This is a genomic window from Microbacterium phyllosphaerae (assembly GCF_050628115.1).
Classification (GTDB): domain Bacteria; phylum Actinomycetota; class Actinomycetes; order Actinomycetales; family Microbacteriaceae; genus Microbacterium; species Microbacterium phyllosphaerae_A.
This window is the reverse complement of the sequence record NZ_CP192502.1, coordinates 89,730-106,178: the sequence shown is the minus strand read 5'-3', so window position 1 is coordinate 106,178 and position 16,449 is coordinate 89,730. Positions and strand designations below refer to the sequence as shown.

Genomic DNA, 16,449 nt, shown 5'->3' with positions numbered 1-16,449 from the left:
TGCTCCGCCGAATCTGCGCGTGCCGTGCAGGGGGAGTGCTTCGCCATGCCCTCCCGCCGCTCCGGCCGCCGATGCCTGCGCCGACGAGAGCTGGGGGACTGCCATGATCACCGACCGACTGAAGGATGCCGTGCCGTCGTCGGGAGGTGACGCCGGCGTGCCGGATCGGCCGGATCCGGTCGCCGCGATGCACTCCCGTTCGACGCTCGTCGAGATACACAGCGTCGTCAGGGAGATGAACGCGATCCTCGGCGCCAGTCTCGTGGCAGCCCTCGCCGGGACGAGGAATCGCACCATCGCCTACCGCTGGGCGAACCCCGACGGGCCCGAGCCCGCGAACGCCACCCAGACACGGCTGTTCGCGGCGTACCGGATCTGCCGGGCTCTGGGAGCTCACCTGTCCGCGCGCACCGTGCGCGCCTGGTTCATCTCTCCGAACCCCGCGCTCTCGGAGCGCACGCCGGCTGAAGCGATCGCGGACAACGACCTCCGCGAGGCGCTCGGCGCTGCCACCGCGTTCCTCCACGCGCAGGGCACGTCGGGGCACGCGTGAACGCCGAAACGACGCGAATGCGACACCGAGGGAACACCATCGCGACGCCGTCGCGGAACCGCTCCGAGGCCCGCGATGGCCGCTGCTAGGAAGAGATCAGGGGGAGGCCGACGCGTCGCGTCTGCATCCGAGAGTGCCTTCATGAGGGAGACAGACGTGCAACGCAGAACCATGTTCACCGAGCGGAAGATCGGACGTGTGCCCTTGCGCGCGTTGGCGATGACCGCCATCGCCGCGGTGGTGTCGACCTTCTGGGTCGCGTTCGGCATCGCTCCGGCACCCGCAGCGGCCGCGCCGTTCAACCCTCAGGTCCCCATGGTGTGGATCTCACAGGGCGACGGCGCCGGCGGCACGCTGCTGTCGCAGGCCGCGCAGGCGAACGGTCAGGTCTCGTTCACGCCCGTCGGCTCGGCCGACACCTACAACGCGATCGGCTTCCGGCAGAGCAACAGCTACATCTACGGCATGACGCCGCCGCTCGGCCCGGACCCTGACGCGCGGTCGCACAACATCGTGCGCATCAACAGCGACGGTCAGGTCGACGGGGTCGTCGGCTCGATCCCGCAGGCGCCGGACTACACGCCGCAGAACAGCCTGATCGCCGGCACGTTCGGCGAGGGTCAGTTCGCTGACCGCTTCCTCGTGACGCGCACGCAGAACGACCTGCTCTACGTCATCAACCCGAACAACGGCAACTACCAGGAACTGGCGCTCACCGGACCCGCGCTCCAGTCGCCGAACGGTGCGAGCGACATCACCGCCGCGTACGGCTACCTGTGGGGTGTCGCGCAGGACGGCGACTACATCATCCGCATCGACCCCGTGGGCCAGACGCGGCGCGAGATCGCGGTGCCGGCGAACTTCTTCACCGACACCGGCTCCTACGGCGGCGCGTGGACGTACGGAAACGGCAACCTCGCCTTCTCCAACAACAACAGCGGTGTGATCACCCAGATCAGCATCACGAACCCGGGCAGCAACAACCCGACGTTCAACAAGATCTCCACCGTGCAGGGGCCCTCCAGCGGAAACAACGACGGCACCTCGGCGCCCGGTGACCCCGCGGACCTCGCGATCGTCAAGACCGGGCCCGCGACGGTCACGGTCGGCGGCCAGATCACCTGGACGCTCCAGGTCACCAACAACGGACCCGGCGGCTCGTCCGGCTTCATCGTCAACGACACCGTGCCCGCGGGGATCACGAACGTCTCCTCTCCCGACGGAGAGTGCGCGGTCGTCGGCAGTCAGCTGACCTGCACCGGCGACCAGCTGTTGAGCGGACAGTCGACGTCCTTCACGCTCACCGGCATCGCCGGAGGATCGCCCAGGACGATCGTCAACACCGCGACGGTCCTCGGCTACGAGGCCGACCCCGTGCCGGCCAACAACTCCTCGAGCGCGACCACGACGATCGTCCCCGTCGCCCAGCCCGGGTTCTCGGTGACGAAGACCGCCTCGACGACCGCTGCGTCGCCGGGCGAATCGGTCACCTACACGGTGCGCGTCCAGAACACCGGCAACGTCGCGTTCACCGCGGCGAACCCGGCGAGCTTCACCGACAACCTGAGCGGCGTGCTCGACGACGCCAGCTACAACAACGACGCCTCCGGCGGCGCCACCTACGCGGCGCCCACGCTGTCGTGGTCGGGCGCCGTCCCGGTCGGGCAGTTCGTCGACATCACCTACAGCGTGACCGTGCGCGCGGCCGGCTCCGGCGACGGCAACATGCTCAACGCGGTCGTACCGGGGCAGTCGGGCAGCTGTGCGACGTGCCAGACGCAGACCGGAGTGCAGGCGTTCTCGCTCACGAAGGCGGCGTCGTCCGGCGACGCGTCTCCCGGCGAGGTCGTCACCTACACGGTCACCGTCACCAACACCGGCACGGTCGCCTACACCGCCGGCGACCCGGCATCCTTCACCGACGACCTCAGCGGCGTGCTCGACGACGCGACCTACAACCAGGACGCCTCGAGCGGTGCGACCTACGCGGCGCCGATCCTCTCGTGGGCCGGTGCGGTCGGGGTGGGCCAATCGGTGACGGTGACGTACAGCGTCACGGTCGCGGCAGCGGGCTCCGGCGACGGCAACCTGCAGAACTCCGTCGTTCCCGGCTCGGGCGGCGACTGCGCGACGTGTCAGACCGAGACGGGACTGCAGTCCTTCTCGGTGTCCAAGAGCGTGTCCTCGGCCACGGCATCCCCGGGTGACGTGCTGACGTACACGGTCACCGTCACGAACACCGGCGAGGTCGCCTACACCGCGGCCGACCCTGCGCGGTTCACCGACGACCTGAGCGCCGTCCTCGACGACGCGACGTACAACCAGGACGCCTCGGGCGGCGCGACCTACGCGGCGCCGATCCTCTCCTGGGCCGGTGCGGTCGGGGTCGGGCAGTCCGTGTCCGTGACCTACAGCGTCACGGTCGGAGCCGCAGGCTCCGGTGACGGCAACCTCGACAACGCGGTCGTCCCGGGCGCCGGAGGCGACTGCGTCACCTGCGGCACCCAGACCGATCTCCGGTCGTTCGCGGTGACCAAGGTCGCCTCCTCGGCGACGGCCACCCCCGGCAGCGTCGTGACGTACACCGTCACGGTCGCCAACACCGGACAGTCCGCGTTCACGGCGGCGAACCCCGCGTCGTTCACGGACGACCTCAGCGACGTCCTCGACGACGCGGCGTACAACGACGACGCCTCGGGCGGCGCGAGCTATGCGGCTCCGGTGCTCTCCTGGTCGGGGGCGATCCCCGTCGGGCAGTCGGTGTCGATCACGTACAGCGTCACGGTCCGCGCGGCGGGCTCGGGCGACGGGAACCTCGACAACACGGTCGTCCCCGGAGACGGCGGCGACTGCGTCACCTGCGGGACCGAGACGGATCTCCTGTCGTACTCGGTCGTCAAGCAGGCGTCCTCGACGCAGGCGGACATCGGCGACTCCGTCGGGTACATGGTCACCGTGACGAACACCGGCCAGGCCGCGTACACGGCAGCCGACCCGGCGTCGTTCGTCGACGACCTCAGCGGAGTGCTCGACGACGCCACCTACAACGGCGACGCCACCCAGGGCGCTCAGGTCGTCGGGACGACGCTCACCTGGTCGGGTGCGCTCGGCGTGGGGCAGTCGATCGTCGTCACCTACTCGGTGACGGTCAACGACCCGCCCACGGGCGACCGCACCCTCCGCAACGTCGTGACCACGCCGCTCGGCGACTGCGTCGTCGGCAGCACGGACCCCGACTGCTCGACGTCCACGGATGTCGCCTCCTTCAGCCTCCTGAAGACGGCGAACACCACGGTCGTCGACCCGGGCGGAGTCGTCACCTACACGATCACGGTCGTGAACACGGGTGAGACCGACATCCCGAACGCCTCGTTCACGGACGACATGTCGGGCGTGCTCGACGACGCCTCGTACAACGACGACGCCACCAACGGCGCGACGCTCGCGGGCACGACGCTGTCGTGGTCGGGTGCGCTGGCTCAGGGGCAGACCATCGTCATCACGTACTCGGTGACGGTGAACCTGCAGCAGACGGGCGACCAGATCCTCCGCAACGCGGTCGTGGCCCAGGGCCCCGGCTACTGCGTCGACACCGGCGAGTGCACGACCGAGACCGCTGGTCGCTCGTTCTCCGTCACCAAGACGGCGTCGGCGTCGGTGCTCGACCCGGGCGACGTCATCACCTACACGGTGACCGTGGTCAACACGGGTCAGGCGGCGTACACGGCCGCCAGCCCCGCGGCGTTCACGGACAACCTCTCCGGCGTCCTGGACGACGCGACGTACAACGACGACGCCTCCTCCGGGGCATCCGTCACCGGGTCGGTGCTGAACTGGTCCGGCGCCATCCCCGTGGGCGGGAGCGTCAGCGTGACGTACTCGTTCACGGTCAACGACCCGCGCTCGGGCGATCAGAACCTCACCAACGCGGTCGTGCCGCTGGGTGGAGGGCACTGCGCGGAGGACTGCTCGGTCTCCAGCGTGGTGCGCTCCTACACGGTGTCGAAGGCGGCGTCGACGGGGATCGCGATCCCCGGCAGCGTCGTGACGTACACGGTGACGGTCACGAACACGGGTGACGCGGCCTACACGGCCCAGAGCCCGGCCACCTTCACCGACGACATGAGCGATGTCGTCGACGACGCGACGTACAACGGCGATGCGACGAACGGCGCGACCTATGCCGCTCCGACCCTGTCGTGGGCCGGCGCGGTGCCGGTCGGGCAGTCGGTGACGGTCGTCTACTCGGTCACTGTCAACGCACCGCGCACCGGGGACAGCGATCTCACCAACAGCGTGATCCCCGGCGACGGCGAGTGCGAGGACTGCGAGACGGTCACCGACGTGCAGTCGTTCTCGGTGGTCAAGACCGCGTCCTCCGACATCGTCATCCCCGGCGATGTGCTCGAGTACCGGATCGTCGTGACGAACACGGGCAACGTGGCGTACACCGACGCCGCGCCGGCATCCTTCACGGACGACCTCTCGGCGGTCCTGGACGACGCGACCTACAACGGTGACGCGACGAACGGCGCCACGGTCACCGGTCAGGTGCTGTCGTGGGCGGATGCCCTCGCCGTGGGTCAGTCGGTCACGATCACCTACTCGGTGACCGTCGACTCGCCCGCGACGGGCGACCGCAGCCTCGTCAACGCCGTGGTCCCCGGGGCCAACGGCGGCGGCTGCGAGGCGGAGGGCGACTGCTCCACCGAGACCGCGGAGCGCACCTTCGCCGTCTCGAAGAGCGGATCGGCCACGACGGTCCCGCTCGACGGAGTCCTGACCTACACGATCCTCGTGACGAACACGGGGACGGCGCCTTACACGGCCGCCGACCCGGCGTCGTTCACCGACGACCTCTCCGAGGTGCTCGACGACGCGACGTACAACGGCGACGCGAGCTCCGGTGCGGTCGTGACGGGGCAGACGCTCGCGTGGGCGGGGCCCCTGGCCGTGGGACAGAGCATCACCGTGACCTACTCGGTGACGGTGAACAATCCCTCCACCGGTGATCACCTGCTGACGAACGGCGTCGTCCCCGACGACGGCACGGGCGGCGAGTGCACGCCGGAGGCGCCCTGCTCGGTGGAGACGCCGATCGCGGCCTTCCACGTCACGAAGACGTCGGATGCCGAGATCGTCGTCCCGGGACAGACGGTGCAGTACACGATCACGGTGAGCAACATCGGCCGTGTCGACTACACCGCCGCGACGCCGGCGTCGTTCTCGGACGACCTCAGCGACGTCCTCGACGACGCCGTGTACAACGACGACGCCACCGGGGGAGCGGTGTACACCGAGCCCGTGCTGTCGTGGTCGGGTCCGCTCGCGATCGGCGACAGCATCGAGATCACGTACTCGGCGACGGTCAACCGGCCGGCGACCGGCGACGACATCCTCGACAACGCGGTGCTGACGCCCGACGGCAGCGGCGGCGAGTGCTCGGCGGAGAACCCCGCCGAGGACTGCGACGTGGTCTCCCGGGTCGCTTCGTACAGCGTGGAGAAGACCTCGGATGCCGAGACCGCGCGTCCCGGCGATGTGATCACCTACACGATCACGGTCGTCAACACCGGTCAGGTGGACTACGCCGGCGAGATGTCGGCCACGTTCACGGACGACATGACCGACCTGCTGGACGACGCGACGTACAACGACGACGCGATCGTGCAGCGTGATGACGAGCCCGAGGCGCCCGGCGACGAGCTGACGTTCGAGGACCCGCTGCTCGAGTGGACGGGACCGCTGGCGATCGGCGAGACCGCGGTGGTCACCTACACGGCGACCGTCGACGCCCCGGCCACGGGAGACCGCATCGCGACGAACGTCGTGCTGTCGGACTCCGAGATCGGCGGCGACTGCATCGACGAGGAGTCCTGTGCACCCGAGACCCTGATCGCCTCCTACGAGGTCGTCAAGCGGGCGTCGGCCGTGCAGGTCACCGCGGGCCAGGTCGTGGGCTACACCGTCACCGTGACGAACACCGGACAGGTGGACTACACGGAGGAGGAGCCCGCATCGTTCACGGACGACCTCGCGGACGTGCTCGATGAGGCGACGTACAACGGCGACGCCAGCGCGGGTGCGACGGTGAGCGACGGCGTCCTGTCGTGGTCCGGTCCGCTGGAAGTGGGCGCGAGCATCCAGGTGACGTACTCCGTGACCGTGATGGACGGCGTCCGCAGCGGTTCGCTGCGCAACGCGGTGATCGCACCCGCGGACTCCGGTTCGGTCTGCGCCCCGGGCGCGCTGTTCGACGGCTGCTCGACGGACACCGCGGTCGTGCCGCCGCTGGCGACGACGGGCGGCGACGCGGCGGCGTGGACGGCGGCGGGGCTCTCGGCTCTGCTGGCCCTCCTCATCGGCGGCGGGTTCTTCCTGATCGGCCGTCGTCGGCGGACCCAGGAGGCCTGAGCCGGTGCAGGGGACGACGGCCCTCCCCGCCGTCGTCCCCTGCACCGCACCCGCGCACATCACGAAAGGCAAGGACATCGCAGTGACCGCATCCTCTCAGCCCGGCCGCCGGCGCGCTCTCGGAGCCGGGCCCGCACTTCTCACCGCCCTGCTGGTGGGCGCGACGGCCCTGGCACCCGCCTCCGCCGCGGCCGCGGCGGAGGCGCCCACCGGCCTCACGATCGAGATCTCGGACGCCGTCGACGAGGTGTCGCCGGGCGGCGCCCTCACGGTCGAGGCCACGCTCACCAACTCCGGCGCGGACGCGGTCGACGCGACCGTGGTGCTGACCGCCCCCGGCTACGCGTCGTACGCGGCGTCCGACGACGCCGCCGTCTCAGGGAGCGACGCCAGTTGGGTCGTGTCCGTGGCGTCGGGGGAGTCGCGCACCGTGACGGCGACGCTGGACATCGGGGAGATCCCGGAGTCCGAGTTCCAGCTCGCGACGATCGCCAGCGTCTACGTCGGCGACGCGTCGGCGCCGGTGGTCCGCGCGGCGGACGTGAACACCATCCCGGATCGCGAGAACCCCGCAGAGCCGACCATCCCGGTCGCGGCGGCCGAGCAGGGCATCCCGCTCGCGGTCCCGATGGTCGGTATCGCGGCAGCGGTCCTCCTGGCCGCGGTGGCGGGGACTCTCGTGATCCTCGCACGGCGACGACGAGCGTCCGACCCCGCGTGACATGATGCCGAGGACGACCCGGGTCGACCCCGGCGACCAATACCATGACAGCATGGGCGTCCTTCCGAGCATCGCAGGCTCCGAGCGCACGGGACCCCGATTCCCGACGCTGCCGCGTCACCTCCTGCCGCGCACGGAGCTGATCGCGCGTCTCGATGACGGTGCCGCGCTCACCGTGGTCCTCGGCGTGCAGGGCTACGGCAAGACGACGCTTCTCGCCGAGTGGGCCTGGCGGCGGGCCGGCCGGGGACTGCCGACGGTGTGGCTCACGGCGTCGTCCTCGGTGAATGACCGTGCGAGCTTCGAGAGCGCGCTGCGGCGGGAGTGGCGGGAGGTCGTGCGCGACGCCCCCTTGGTCTCGGCGGCGGCCGCCTCGGCGCCGTGGAGCGGCCGCGAGGACGACCCGGACGACGTCGTCATCGTCGTCGACGACTTCCAGGAGATCGACGACCCCGAGGTCATCCGCGACCTGCTCCGGCTGCCGCTGGTGAACCGAGGGCTCCGCATCGTCGTGAGCACGCGTCGGCAGCATCCGATCGAGCGTCTGGGCGCCGCGGAGATCGAGACCAGGGTCATCCTGTCGCGCGAGCTGCTGCTGACGCCGGACCAGATCGGGGAGCTGTCGCGCCTGGTGGGGCGACCGGTCGACGCCCGTGTCGCGCGCCGGGTGCATGAGGCCGTCGGCGGCTGGATCTCCGCGGTGCGCATCGTGCTGGAGCTCACGCGCGACGATGCGCCCCTCCCGCTCGCGGCCGTGCGCGAGTACTTCGGATCGACGGTCTTCCCCGCGGTCCGCGATGAGAGGGTGCTCGGAGCGCTCATGCGCTTCTCCCTGCCGGAGGTGGTGGACACGGACATGGTGCGCGCGCTCGCCGGCGCCGAGGACCCCGATCGGCATCTGGAGGCGCTCGAGCGCCCCGGCCTGTTCGAGCGGCGCTACGTGGAGGACAGGGTCGAGCTGCTCCTGCCGTCGGTGATCCGCGAGCTGTTGCGGGACAAGTACCAGACCCTGCATCCTGAGGCCGCGCGGACGGCTCATCGCGAGTTCGCGCGCTGGTTCGAGGCGGCCGCGGGTGAGAACGATCTCATGTCGGCCTTCGAGCACGCGGTGCATGCCCAGGACTGGCCCATGGCCGTACGCCTGTGGCAGGAGCGCGCGACGCTCTTCTTCATGTCCTTCCCGCAGCGCTTCCACCGTGCGCTCGCCGCCCTGCCTCCCGACGTCGCGACGGACGAACGCGGGATGCGCGTCACGCGCGAATCGCTCTCGGTGTTCGCCGGGGGGATCGGCGACGGCGTCGACGGCACCGCGGCGTGGTTCCGCGCCTATGCCGAGGCGGGGTCTCGGGCGCTGGCGGAGGGGACGGACGGCCTGAGTCTGCGGGACCTCCTGCACTTCGCGCCCGCGCGCCTGATCGGACTGCGTGCTCTCGGCCGCTTCGAGGACGCGGTGGCCTTCGCGACGAGCGTGAGCGCAGACGTGGCTCAGCGGCTCGTCGACGGGGAGGAGCCCGGAGACCGCCTCTGCTGGTTCCACCTGCAGGCCGCCCTGACCCACCGGATCGTCGGGGACGAGATCGCGGCGGTGCCGGCGTATCGGCTCGCCTGGGAGCACGCCGCGCGTTCGGGCGTCACGCTCGTCGCCGCGAACGCGGCCGCCAGCCTCGGACTCATCTACGCGTACCGTTCGGATCACCCGAGGGCGCGACTGTGGTTGGAGCGTCAGCAGCAGGCACCCACCCGGGGGCACTGGGCGGATCACCTGGTGCACGCCCCCGCCCGCGTCGCGTCTGCTCTGCTGAAGCTCGACGCGCTCGACGGCGAGGGTGCACGGGAGGAGATCGCGCGCAACGAGGACGCGTCGGCGTCGCTGGACGCGTGGCAGGCCATCGCGTACGTCAGCGCCCAGTACGCGCTCCACTTCGGCGACGCCGACTCGGCCCTGGCACAGCTCGACGAGGCGGAGCGCACGCACGCGACGCAGCGGGGAGGCGATGCGCGCGCATTCGTGCTGCTGACGCGCGCCCGCGCCGACCTGCTGCTCATGGCGGGGCGCGTGCACGAGGCCGTCGCCGGGATGCTCGAGCACCCGGAGAACCTGCTGCTGACCGTCCCGCGGGCCAGGGCGCATCTGCTGGCGGGGGAGTACGAGGAGGCGCGGATCCTCATCAGCGCCGAGGTCTGGAACGCGCGACGCCGTGTGCGCGACCGGCTCGAGCTGCTGCTGCTCGACGCCGTGTGCGCGCTCCGCCTGGGGGACCGCGATGCGGCGAGCGCCGCCGCGCACCGGGCCATCCCGCTCCTGCGGGGCTCGGGGGCGCTGCGCGTGCTGACGACCGTGAGCCGGACCGACCTGGATGCCGTCCTCGACGCCGCCGCGATCGTGCTCACCCGCGAGGAGCGCACGGCGCTGGACGCCGCCGCGGACGTCTACCCGGAACAGGTGCACTATGTCGCGCTGACCGAGCGCGAGAGGTCGCTGCTGCTGGCGCTCGAGGCGGGTGCGACCCGCAAGGAGATCGCCGACGAGCTGTTCCTGTCCATCAACACGGTCAAGACGCAGCTCGGGGCGCTGTACGAGAAGCTCGGGGCGTCCTCGAGGGTCGAGGCCCTCCGTCAGGCGCATCTGCTGCGCCTGCTCTGACCGCCGCGCGGAGCAGGCACTGTCATGTCCGATTTCCGCCAGCCGGTGTCCGTGGAGCGTGTCACAGTGGAGACATGAGTCTTCCCGTGACCGACTTCGACGAGCGGTATCGCGCGATCAGCGCGCGCGACACCCGCTTCGACGGCCAGTTCGTGACCGCGGTCCGCTCGACCGGCATCTACTGCCGACCCAGCTGCCCTGCTCGCACCCCGCGGGCCGAGAACGTCACGTTCTACCCGACGAGCGCCGCCGCGCACGAGGCGGGGTTCCGCGCGTGCAAGCGCTGCCTTCCCGAGGCCGCTCCGGGGTCGCCCGCCTGGGATCTGCGTGGCGACGTCGCCGCCAGGGCGATGCGCCTGATTGCCTCGGGCGTCGTGGAGCGCGAGGGCGTCTCGGGCCTCGCGAGTCGGCTGGGCTACTCGACCAGGCATCTCACACGCCTGCTGTCGACGGAGCTCGGGGCGGGGCCCCTGGCGCTCGCGAGGGCGCATCGCGCGCACACCGCCCGCATGCTGCTCGTCGGCACGGACCTGCCCATCTCCGACGTGGCGTTCTCCGCGGGGTTCGCGAGCATCCGGCAGTGCAACGACACGATCCGGGAGGTGTTCGGGCTCACACCCGGCGCCCTGCGCGCGCGGCGTCGGAGCTCGGCATCCGCGGCCCCAGGGGCGATCGACCTCGTCCTGCCCTACCGGGGACCGCTCGACGCGGCCGGCGTCTTCGACTGGATGCGGGCACGCGCCGTCACAGGCGTCGAGGAGGCGACGGAGACGTCGTTCGCCCGCCACCTGCGGATGCCCGGCGGCCCGGCCTGGTTCGAGGTGTCGCAGGACGCCGCCGAACGGCTCCACCTCCGCGCCCGGGTCACGCAGCTCGGCGATCTCGCCCCGCTCGTCTCGACGGTGCGTCGGATCTTCGACCTCGACGCCGACCCCCTCGCGGTCGACGAGGCGCTGAGTCGGCACCCCGAGCTCGCGCCGCTCGTGGCGCGGACCCCCGGCATCCGCGTGCCGGGCTCGGCGGATCCGCACGAGATGCTGATCCGCGCGATGATCGGGCAGCAGATCACGGTCGCCGCCGCGCGCACGGCTCTCACCGCGCTGACCGAGGCGCTGGGGGAGCGCACGGATGACGGGCTGCTCTTCCCGACGATGACCGCGATCGCCGAACGCGGCGCCGAGGTGCTCCGCGGCCCCGCCGCACGCATCCGCGCCGTCGTCGGAGCCGCCGCAGCGCTCGCCGACGGCTCGCTCACCCTCACCGTGGGCGATGACGGGGGCGCGCAGCGCGCCGCGCTCATCGCGATGCCCGGCATCGGTCCGTGGACGGCGGACTACGTGCGGATGCGCGTGCTCGGCGATCCCGACGTCCTCCTCCCCGGCGACGTCGCCCTCCGCGCGGGAGCCGCGGCGTCCGGGCTGCCCGCTGACCCGGCACCGCTCGTGCGCTGGGCCGAGCGCACCTCTCCCTGGCGCAGCTACCTCAGCGCCCACCTGTGGCGCGCTGCGCCCGTCCGACCGACGCGCGCAGCGCGCACGCCCATCCGCAAGGAGCAGTCATGACCGCGATCATCCAGTCCCTCGACACCGCCGACGGCGTGTTCACGATCCTCGCCGACGACCGGCAGCGGGTGCTCGCCTCCGGCTGGACCGCGGACCCCGAGGCGGTGCTCGCGCGTCTCGGCGCAGCCCATCGCCCGACCGACGTGGCGGAGGGCGAGACGGATGCCGCCCACGCGGTGCGCGCGTACTACGACGGCGACCTCGCGGCCATCGACCAGGTCGCCGTCGCCCAGGTCGGCACCCCGATGCAGCTCGCCGGGTGGTCCGCGCTGCGTGCGATCGCCGCCGGCGCCCCGTTGACGTACACGTCTTTCGCCGAGCGCCTCGGAAGCCCGCGCGCCGTGCGCGCCGCCGCATCGATCTGCGCCCGCAACGCCCCGGCGCTCTTCGTCCCGTGCCATCGGGTGCTGCGCAGCGACGGGAGGCTGGGCGGTTTCGCGTGGGGCGTCGACGTCAAGGCACGGCTGCTGGCGCGCGAATCCGCCCGGGTCTGACGTCGAGGGGCGCCGATCTCGGCGGATCGGGAATCGCTCTTGCGCTCAGCTTGTTCACAGGAATAGGCTGGTGGGCTGTCGCGCCGACCGGGCGACGAAGCCGAGCCCCTGAGGAGGACACCATGACAACGATCACCGCCGTCGCGCAGATCGCCGCTCTCGGCTCGACCCCGGCGCGTCCGCTCCTCTAGAGCCCGCTCCGCCACGCACCGGCCGCCGGACTCTCCGAGTCCGTTCCTGCGTCCGCCCCCATCAGCAACCGCTTTCCATACGAAACTCCTCTGAGAGACATGTCTTCCTCGCCTTCATCGCCGAACACGTCCCCTTCGTCCTCCCTCTCCACGCCGGCCGCGCTCTGGCGCCTCAAGCCGTTCGTCAAGCCGGTCATCGGCCGACTCGCCGCGGGTGCGGGCAGCGCACTCGCCGCCGCCCTCATCGCGCTCATGATCCCGATCGTCCTCGAGCAGATCATCCGCGGTCCCGTGCAGTCCGGCGCGATCGACGCGATCGTGTGGGGCGCCGTCGCGGTCTTCGGACTCGCGCTCGGCGAGGCGCTCATGGTCTGGCTGCGCCGCCAGTTCGTGCTCAACCCCTCGACCGAGGTCGAGTACAAGATGCGCACCGAGCTGTACTCGCGGCTGCAGACGCTCCCGGTCTCGTTCCACGACCGCTGGCAGTCGGGTCAGCTGCTGAGCCGCATGATGCAGGACATCGGACTCATCCGCCGGTGGCTGGCGTTCGGCCTCGTGCTGCTCGTGGTCAACATCCTCACGATCGTGATCGGCTCGGTGCTGCTGTTCCGCTGGCATTGGCTGCTGGGTGTCATCTTCATCGTGACCGCGATCCCGCTGTGGATCCGCGGCTACCTGTTCGAGAAGCGCTACGGCGCGCTCACGCGCCGCAGCCAGGACCAGGCCGGCGACCTCGCGACCAGCGTCGAGGAGAGCGTGCACGGCATCCGCGTGCTCAAGGCGTTCGGTCGCGGCAAGCACGCGCTCAGCCGCTTCAGCCGCCAGGCCGAGACGCTGCGGGAGACCGAGATGAGCAAGGCCGGCGCGATCGCGTCGATCTGGTTCTGGCTCGACCTCATGCCGCAGATCGCGTTCGGTCTGAGTCTGATGTCGGGCATCTGGCTCATCTCGCAGGGCGAGATCGACCAGGCGCAGCTGTTCGCGTTCTTCGCGATGGCCGTCGTGCTGCGGTGGCCGATCGAGTCGATCGGATTCCTGTTCTCGTTCATGCTGGACGCACGCACGGCGACCGACCGCGTGTTCGACATCTACTCGGAGACGAACTCGATCACAGACCCCGAGAACCCCGTGCACATCGCTGAACCCCGCGGCGAGCTCGCGTTCGAGGGAGCGCACTTCCGCTACCAGGATGCGGGAGCGCACGAGCGCGACCTGCTCGACGGCATCGATCTGGTGCTGCGCCCCGGCGAGACCATGGCGCTCGTCGGCCTCACCGGCAGCGGCAAGACCACGCTGACCACCCTGCCCACGCGTCTGTACGACGTCACCGGCGGCCGCGTCACGCTCGACGGCGTCGACGTGCGCGACCTGCCGCTCGCCGAGCTGCGTCAGCACATCGCCATGGCCTTCGAGGACGCGACGCTGTTCTCGGCGACCGTGCGCGAGAACGTGCTGCTCGGACGAGCCGACCTCGACGTCCACAGCGACGAGGCCGAGCGCGTGCTGCGCGAGGCCCTCGACGTCGCCCAGGCGGCCTTCGTGGACTCGCTTCCCGACGGCGTCGAGACGATCATCGGTGAAGAGGGGCTCAGCCTCTCCGGCGGTCAGCGTCAGCGTCTGGCGCTCGCTCGCGCCGTCGCGGCCAACCCCAAGGTGCTCGTTCTCGACGACCCGCTGTCTGCGCTCGATGTCGACACCGAGGCGCTCGTCGAAGAGGCGCTGCGTCATGTGCTGGCCGACACCACGGCCATGATCGTGGCCCACCGCCCGTCTACCGTGGCTCTCGCCGACCGCGTGGCGCTGCTCGAAGCGGGCCGCGTCACGGCCGTCGGCACTCACACCGAGCTGCTCAAGACGAGCCGCCACTACCGCCACGTCATCTCGAGCCTCGAGGCGGAGGAAGCCGCGCGTACCGGCGCGATCCCGATCATCCACGAGGAGGACGAGATCGACGAGGTCGAGGCCGTGGTCCGCGACGGGATCCGCGAGGAATCCGCCGACGAAGACATCATCACCGAGAAGGAGGTGCAGCGATGAGCTCCGCCATCACCGGAACGCAGGACGAAGACCGCTCCCGCTACACCAAGGAGGAGAGCAGGGCGATCCGTCGCCGGTCGCTGCACCTGCTGGGCTCGCTCGTCCAGCCGCTGAAGCCGAGGATCGCGCTCGCCGCGGTCGTGCTGGTGATCTCGACCGCACTGCAGGTGGCAGGGCCCATCCTGATCAGCATCGGCCTCGACCGTGCGCTGCCCGCCGTGCTCGAGCGAGCCGACTGGATGCCGACCTTCATGATCGGCGGCGTCTACCTGCTCGCGGGTGCCGTGGCCGCGGCGATGATCGCCTGGTACGTGATCATCGCGGCCAAGCTCACGCAGGCCGTGCTGCTGGACCTGCGCAAGAGGATCTTCCTGCACACCCAGCGCCTGAGCCTGGAGTTCCACGAGTCGTACACCTCCGGGCGCATCATCTCGCGACAGACGAGCGACCTCGACTCGATCAGGGAGCTCCTCGACGGTGGTCTCAACGAGCTCGTCTCGGGCGTGCTGTTCGGACTCTTCACCTTCATCGCCCTGTGCGTGTGGGATTGGCAGTCAGGACTCATCCTCGCGATCGGCGGCATCCCGCTGTTCTTCCTGATGCGCTGGTTCTACTCGCGTTCGCAGCTGGTCTACCGCGAGTCCCGCGTGATCAGCGCCAAGGTGATCGTGCAGTTCGTCGAGACCATGACGGGCATCCGCGCGGTCAAGGCATTCCGCAAGGAGCCGCGCAACGACGTCGCGTTCCAGAAGATCGCGGGGGAGTACCGCGATGTCAACCGTCGCTCGATGCTGCTGTTCGGCACGTTCGAGCCCGGGCTGATGGGTGTCGCAGCCCTCGTCCTCGGCATCGTCGTGCTGTGGGGCGGCATCCGGGTGTCCGAGGGCGCCCTCACGGTCGGCGTGCTGCTGTCGGCGGTGCTGTACGTGCGCAACTTCTTCGCGCCGATGCAGGAGATCGCGATGTTCCTGAACTCCTACCAGTCGGCAACTGCGGCGCTCGAGAAGGTGTCGGGTGTGCTCGAAGAGGTGCCGACGGTACCGGACCCCGAGAAGCCGGTCGATCTCTGGGAGTCTCGCGGGCACATCGAGTTCGATGAGGTGACCTTCGGGTACAACGGCGAGAAGACGATCCTGCCGAACTTCTCGCTCGACATCCCCGCGGGGCAGACGATCGCCCTCGTCGGCACCACCGGCGCGGGAAAATCGACGCTTGCGAAGCTGATCTCGCGTTTCTACGACCCCTCGATCGGAAAGGTGACGCTCGACGGCGTCGACCTGCGCAACCTGCATCCGAAGGATCTCCGCCGCGCCATCGTCATGGTGACGCAGGAGGCCTACCTGTTCAGCGGCACGGTCGCCGACAACATCGCCCTCGGAAAGCCCGACGCCTCGCTCGACGAGATCAGGGCGGCGGCGCGTGCGGTGGGCGCCGACGAGTTCATCTCGTCGCTGCCCGACGGCTACGGCACCGATGTGAACAAGCGCGGTGGTCGCGTCTCGGCGGGCCAGCGTCAGCTGATCTCGTTCGCCCGCGCCTTCCTCGCCGACCCGGCGGTGCTGATTCTCGACGAGGCCACGGCGTCGCTCGACATCCCGTCGGAGCGCCTGATCCAGGATGCTCTGCAGACGCTGCTGAAGGACCGCACGGCGATCATCATCGCGCACCGCCTGTCGACGGTCGCGATCGCCGATCGGGTGCTGGTGATGGAGCATGGGAAGATCATCGAGGACGACACCCCCGAGACGCTGATCAGCGGCACGGGCAAGTTCGCCCAGCTGCACGCCGCCTGGCAGCAGACGCTGGTGTGACCTCCTCCTGAGTCGGCCCGAC

At 70.4% G+C, this 16,449-nt stretch carries 8 protein-coding genes; all 8 read left to right on the top strand.

Going from position 1 to position 16,449, the window contains the following annotated elements; all coding sequences use genetic code 11:
- The first annotated feature begins 103 nt into the window (after window positions 1-103).
- The 8 genes from ACQ4LY_RS00430 (at window position 104) to ACQ4LY_RS00395 (ending at window position 16,427) form a co-directional block, all read left to right on the top strand.
- The gene (locus tag ACQ4LY_RS00430; protein WP_431074043.1) at window positions 104-553 is read left to right on the top strand and encodes a hypothetical protein; all 450 of its coding nucleotides are present in this window, start codon (window positions 104-106) and stop codon (window positions 551-553) included.
- Window positions 554-709: 156 nt separating this feature from the next.
- Window positions 710-6,967, top strand: a complete 6,258-nt coding sequence (locus tag ACQ4LY_RS00425; protein WP_431074041.1) for a DUF6923 family protein — start codon at window positions 710-712, stop codon at window positions 6,965-6,967.
- 82 nt (window positions 6,968-7,049) lie between these two features.
- Window positions 7,050-7,688 carry a hypothetical protein gene (locus ACQ4LY_RS00420; RefSeq protein ID WP_431074039.1) on the top strand — a complete coding sequence of 213 codons (639 nt, stop codon included), beginning with the start codon at window positions 7,050-7,052 and terminating at the stop codon, window positions 7,686-7,688.
- Window positions 7,689-7,740: 52 nt separating this feature from the next.
- Window positions 7,741-10,332: a LuxR C-terminal-related transcriptional regulator gene (locus tag ACQ4LY_RS00415; protein WP_431074036.1), complete on the top strand. Its 2,592-nt coding sequence runs from the start codon at window positions 7,741-7,743 to the stop codon at window positions 10,330-10,332.
- A gap of 74 nt (window positions 10,333-10,406) precedes the next feature.
- A complete protein-coding gene (locus tag ACQ4LY_RS00410; protein ID WP_431074034.1) occupies window positions 10,407-11,894 on the top strand; it encodes a DNA-3-methyladenine glycosylase 2 family protein in 1,488 nt (495 codons plus the stop codon).
- Window positions 11,891-12,388: a methylated-DNA--[protein]-cysteine S-methyltransferase gene (locus ACQ4LY_RS00405; protein ID WP_431074032.1), complete on the top strand. Its 498-nt coding sequence runs from the start codon at window positions 11,891-11,893 to the stop codon at window positions 12,386-12,388. The genes ACQ4LY_RS00410 and ACQ4LY_RS00405 overlap by 4 nt, the downstream gene beginning before the upstream one ends.
- A 290-nt stretch (window positions 12,389-12,678) precedes the next feature.
- Window positions 12,679-14,616, top strand: a complete 1,938-nt coding sequence (locus tag ACQ4LY_RS00400) for an ABC transporter ATP-binding protein (protein WP_431074030.1) — start codon at window positions 12,679-12,681, stop codon at window positions 14,614-14,616.
- Window positions 14,613-16,427 (top strand): ABC transporter ATP-binding protein, encoded by a 1,815-nt coding sequence (locus tag ACQ4LY_RS00395; RefSeq protein WP_431074028.1) that lies wholly within the window; start codon window positions 14,613-14,615, stop codon window positions 16,425-16,427. Before ACQ4LY_RS00400 ends, ACQ4LY_RS00395 begins: the two co-directional genes overlap by 4 nt.
- The last annotated feature ends 22 nt before the right edge of the window (window positions 16,428-16,449 follow it).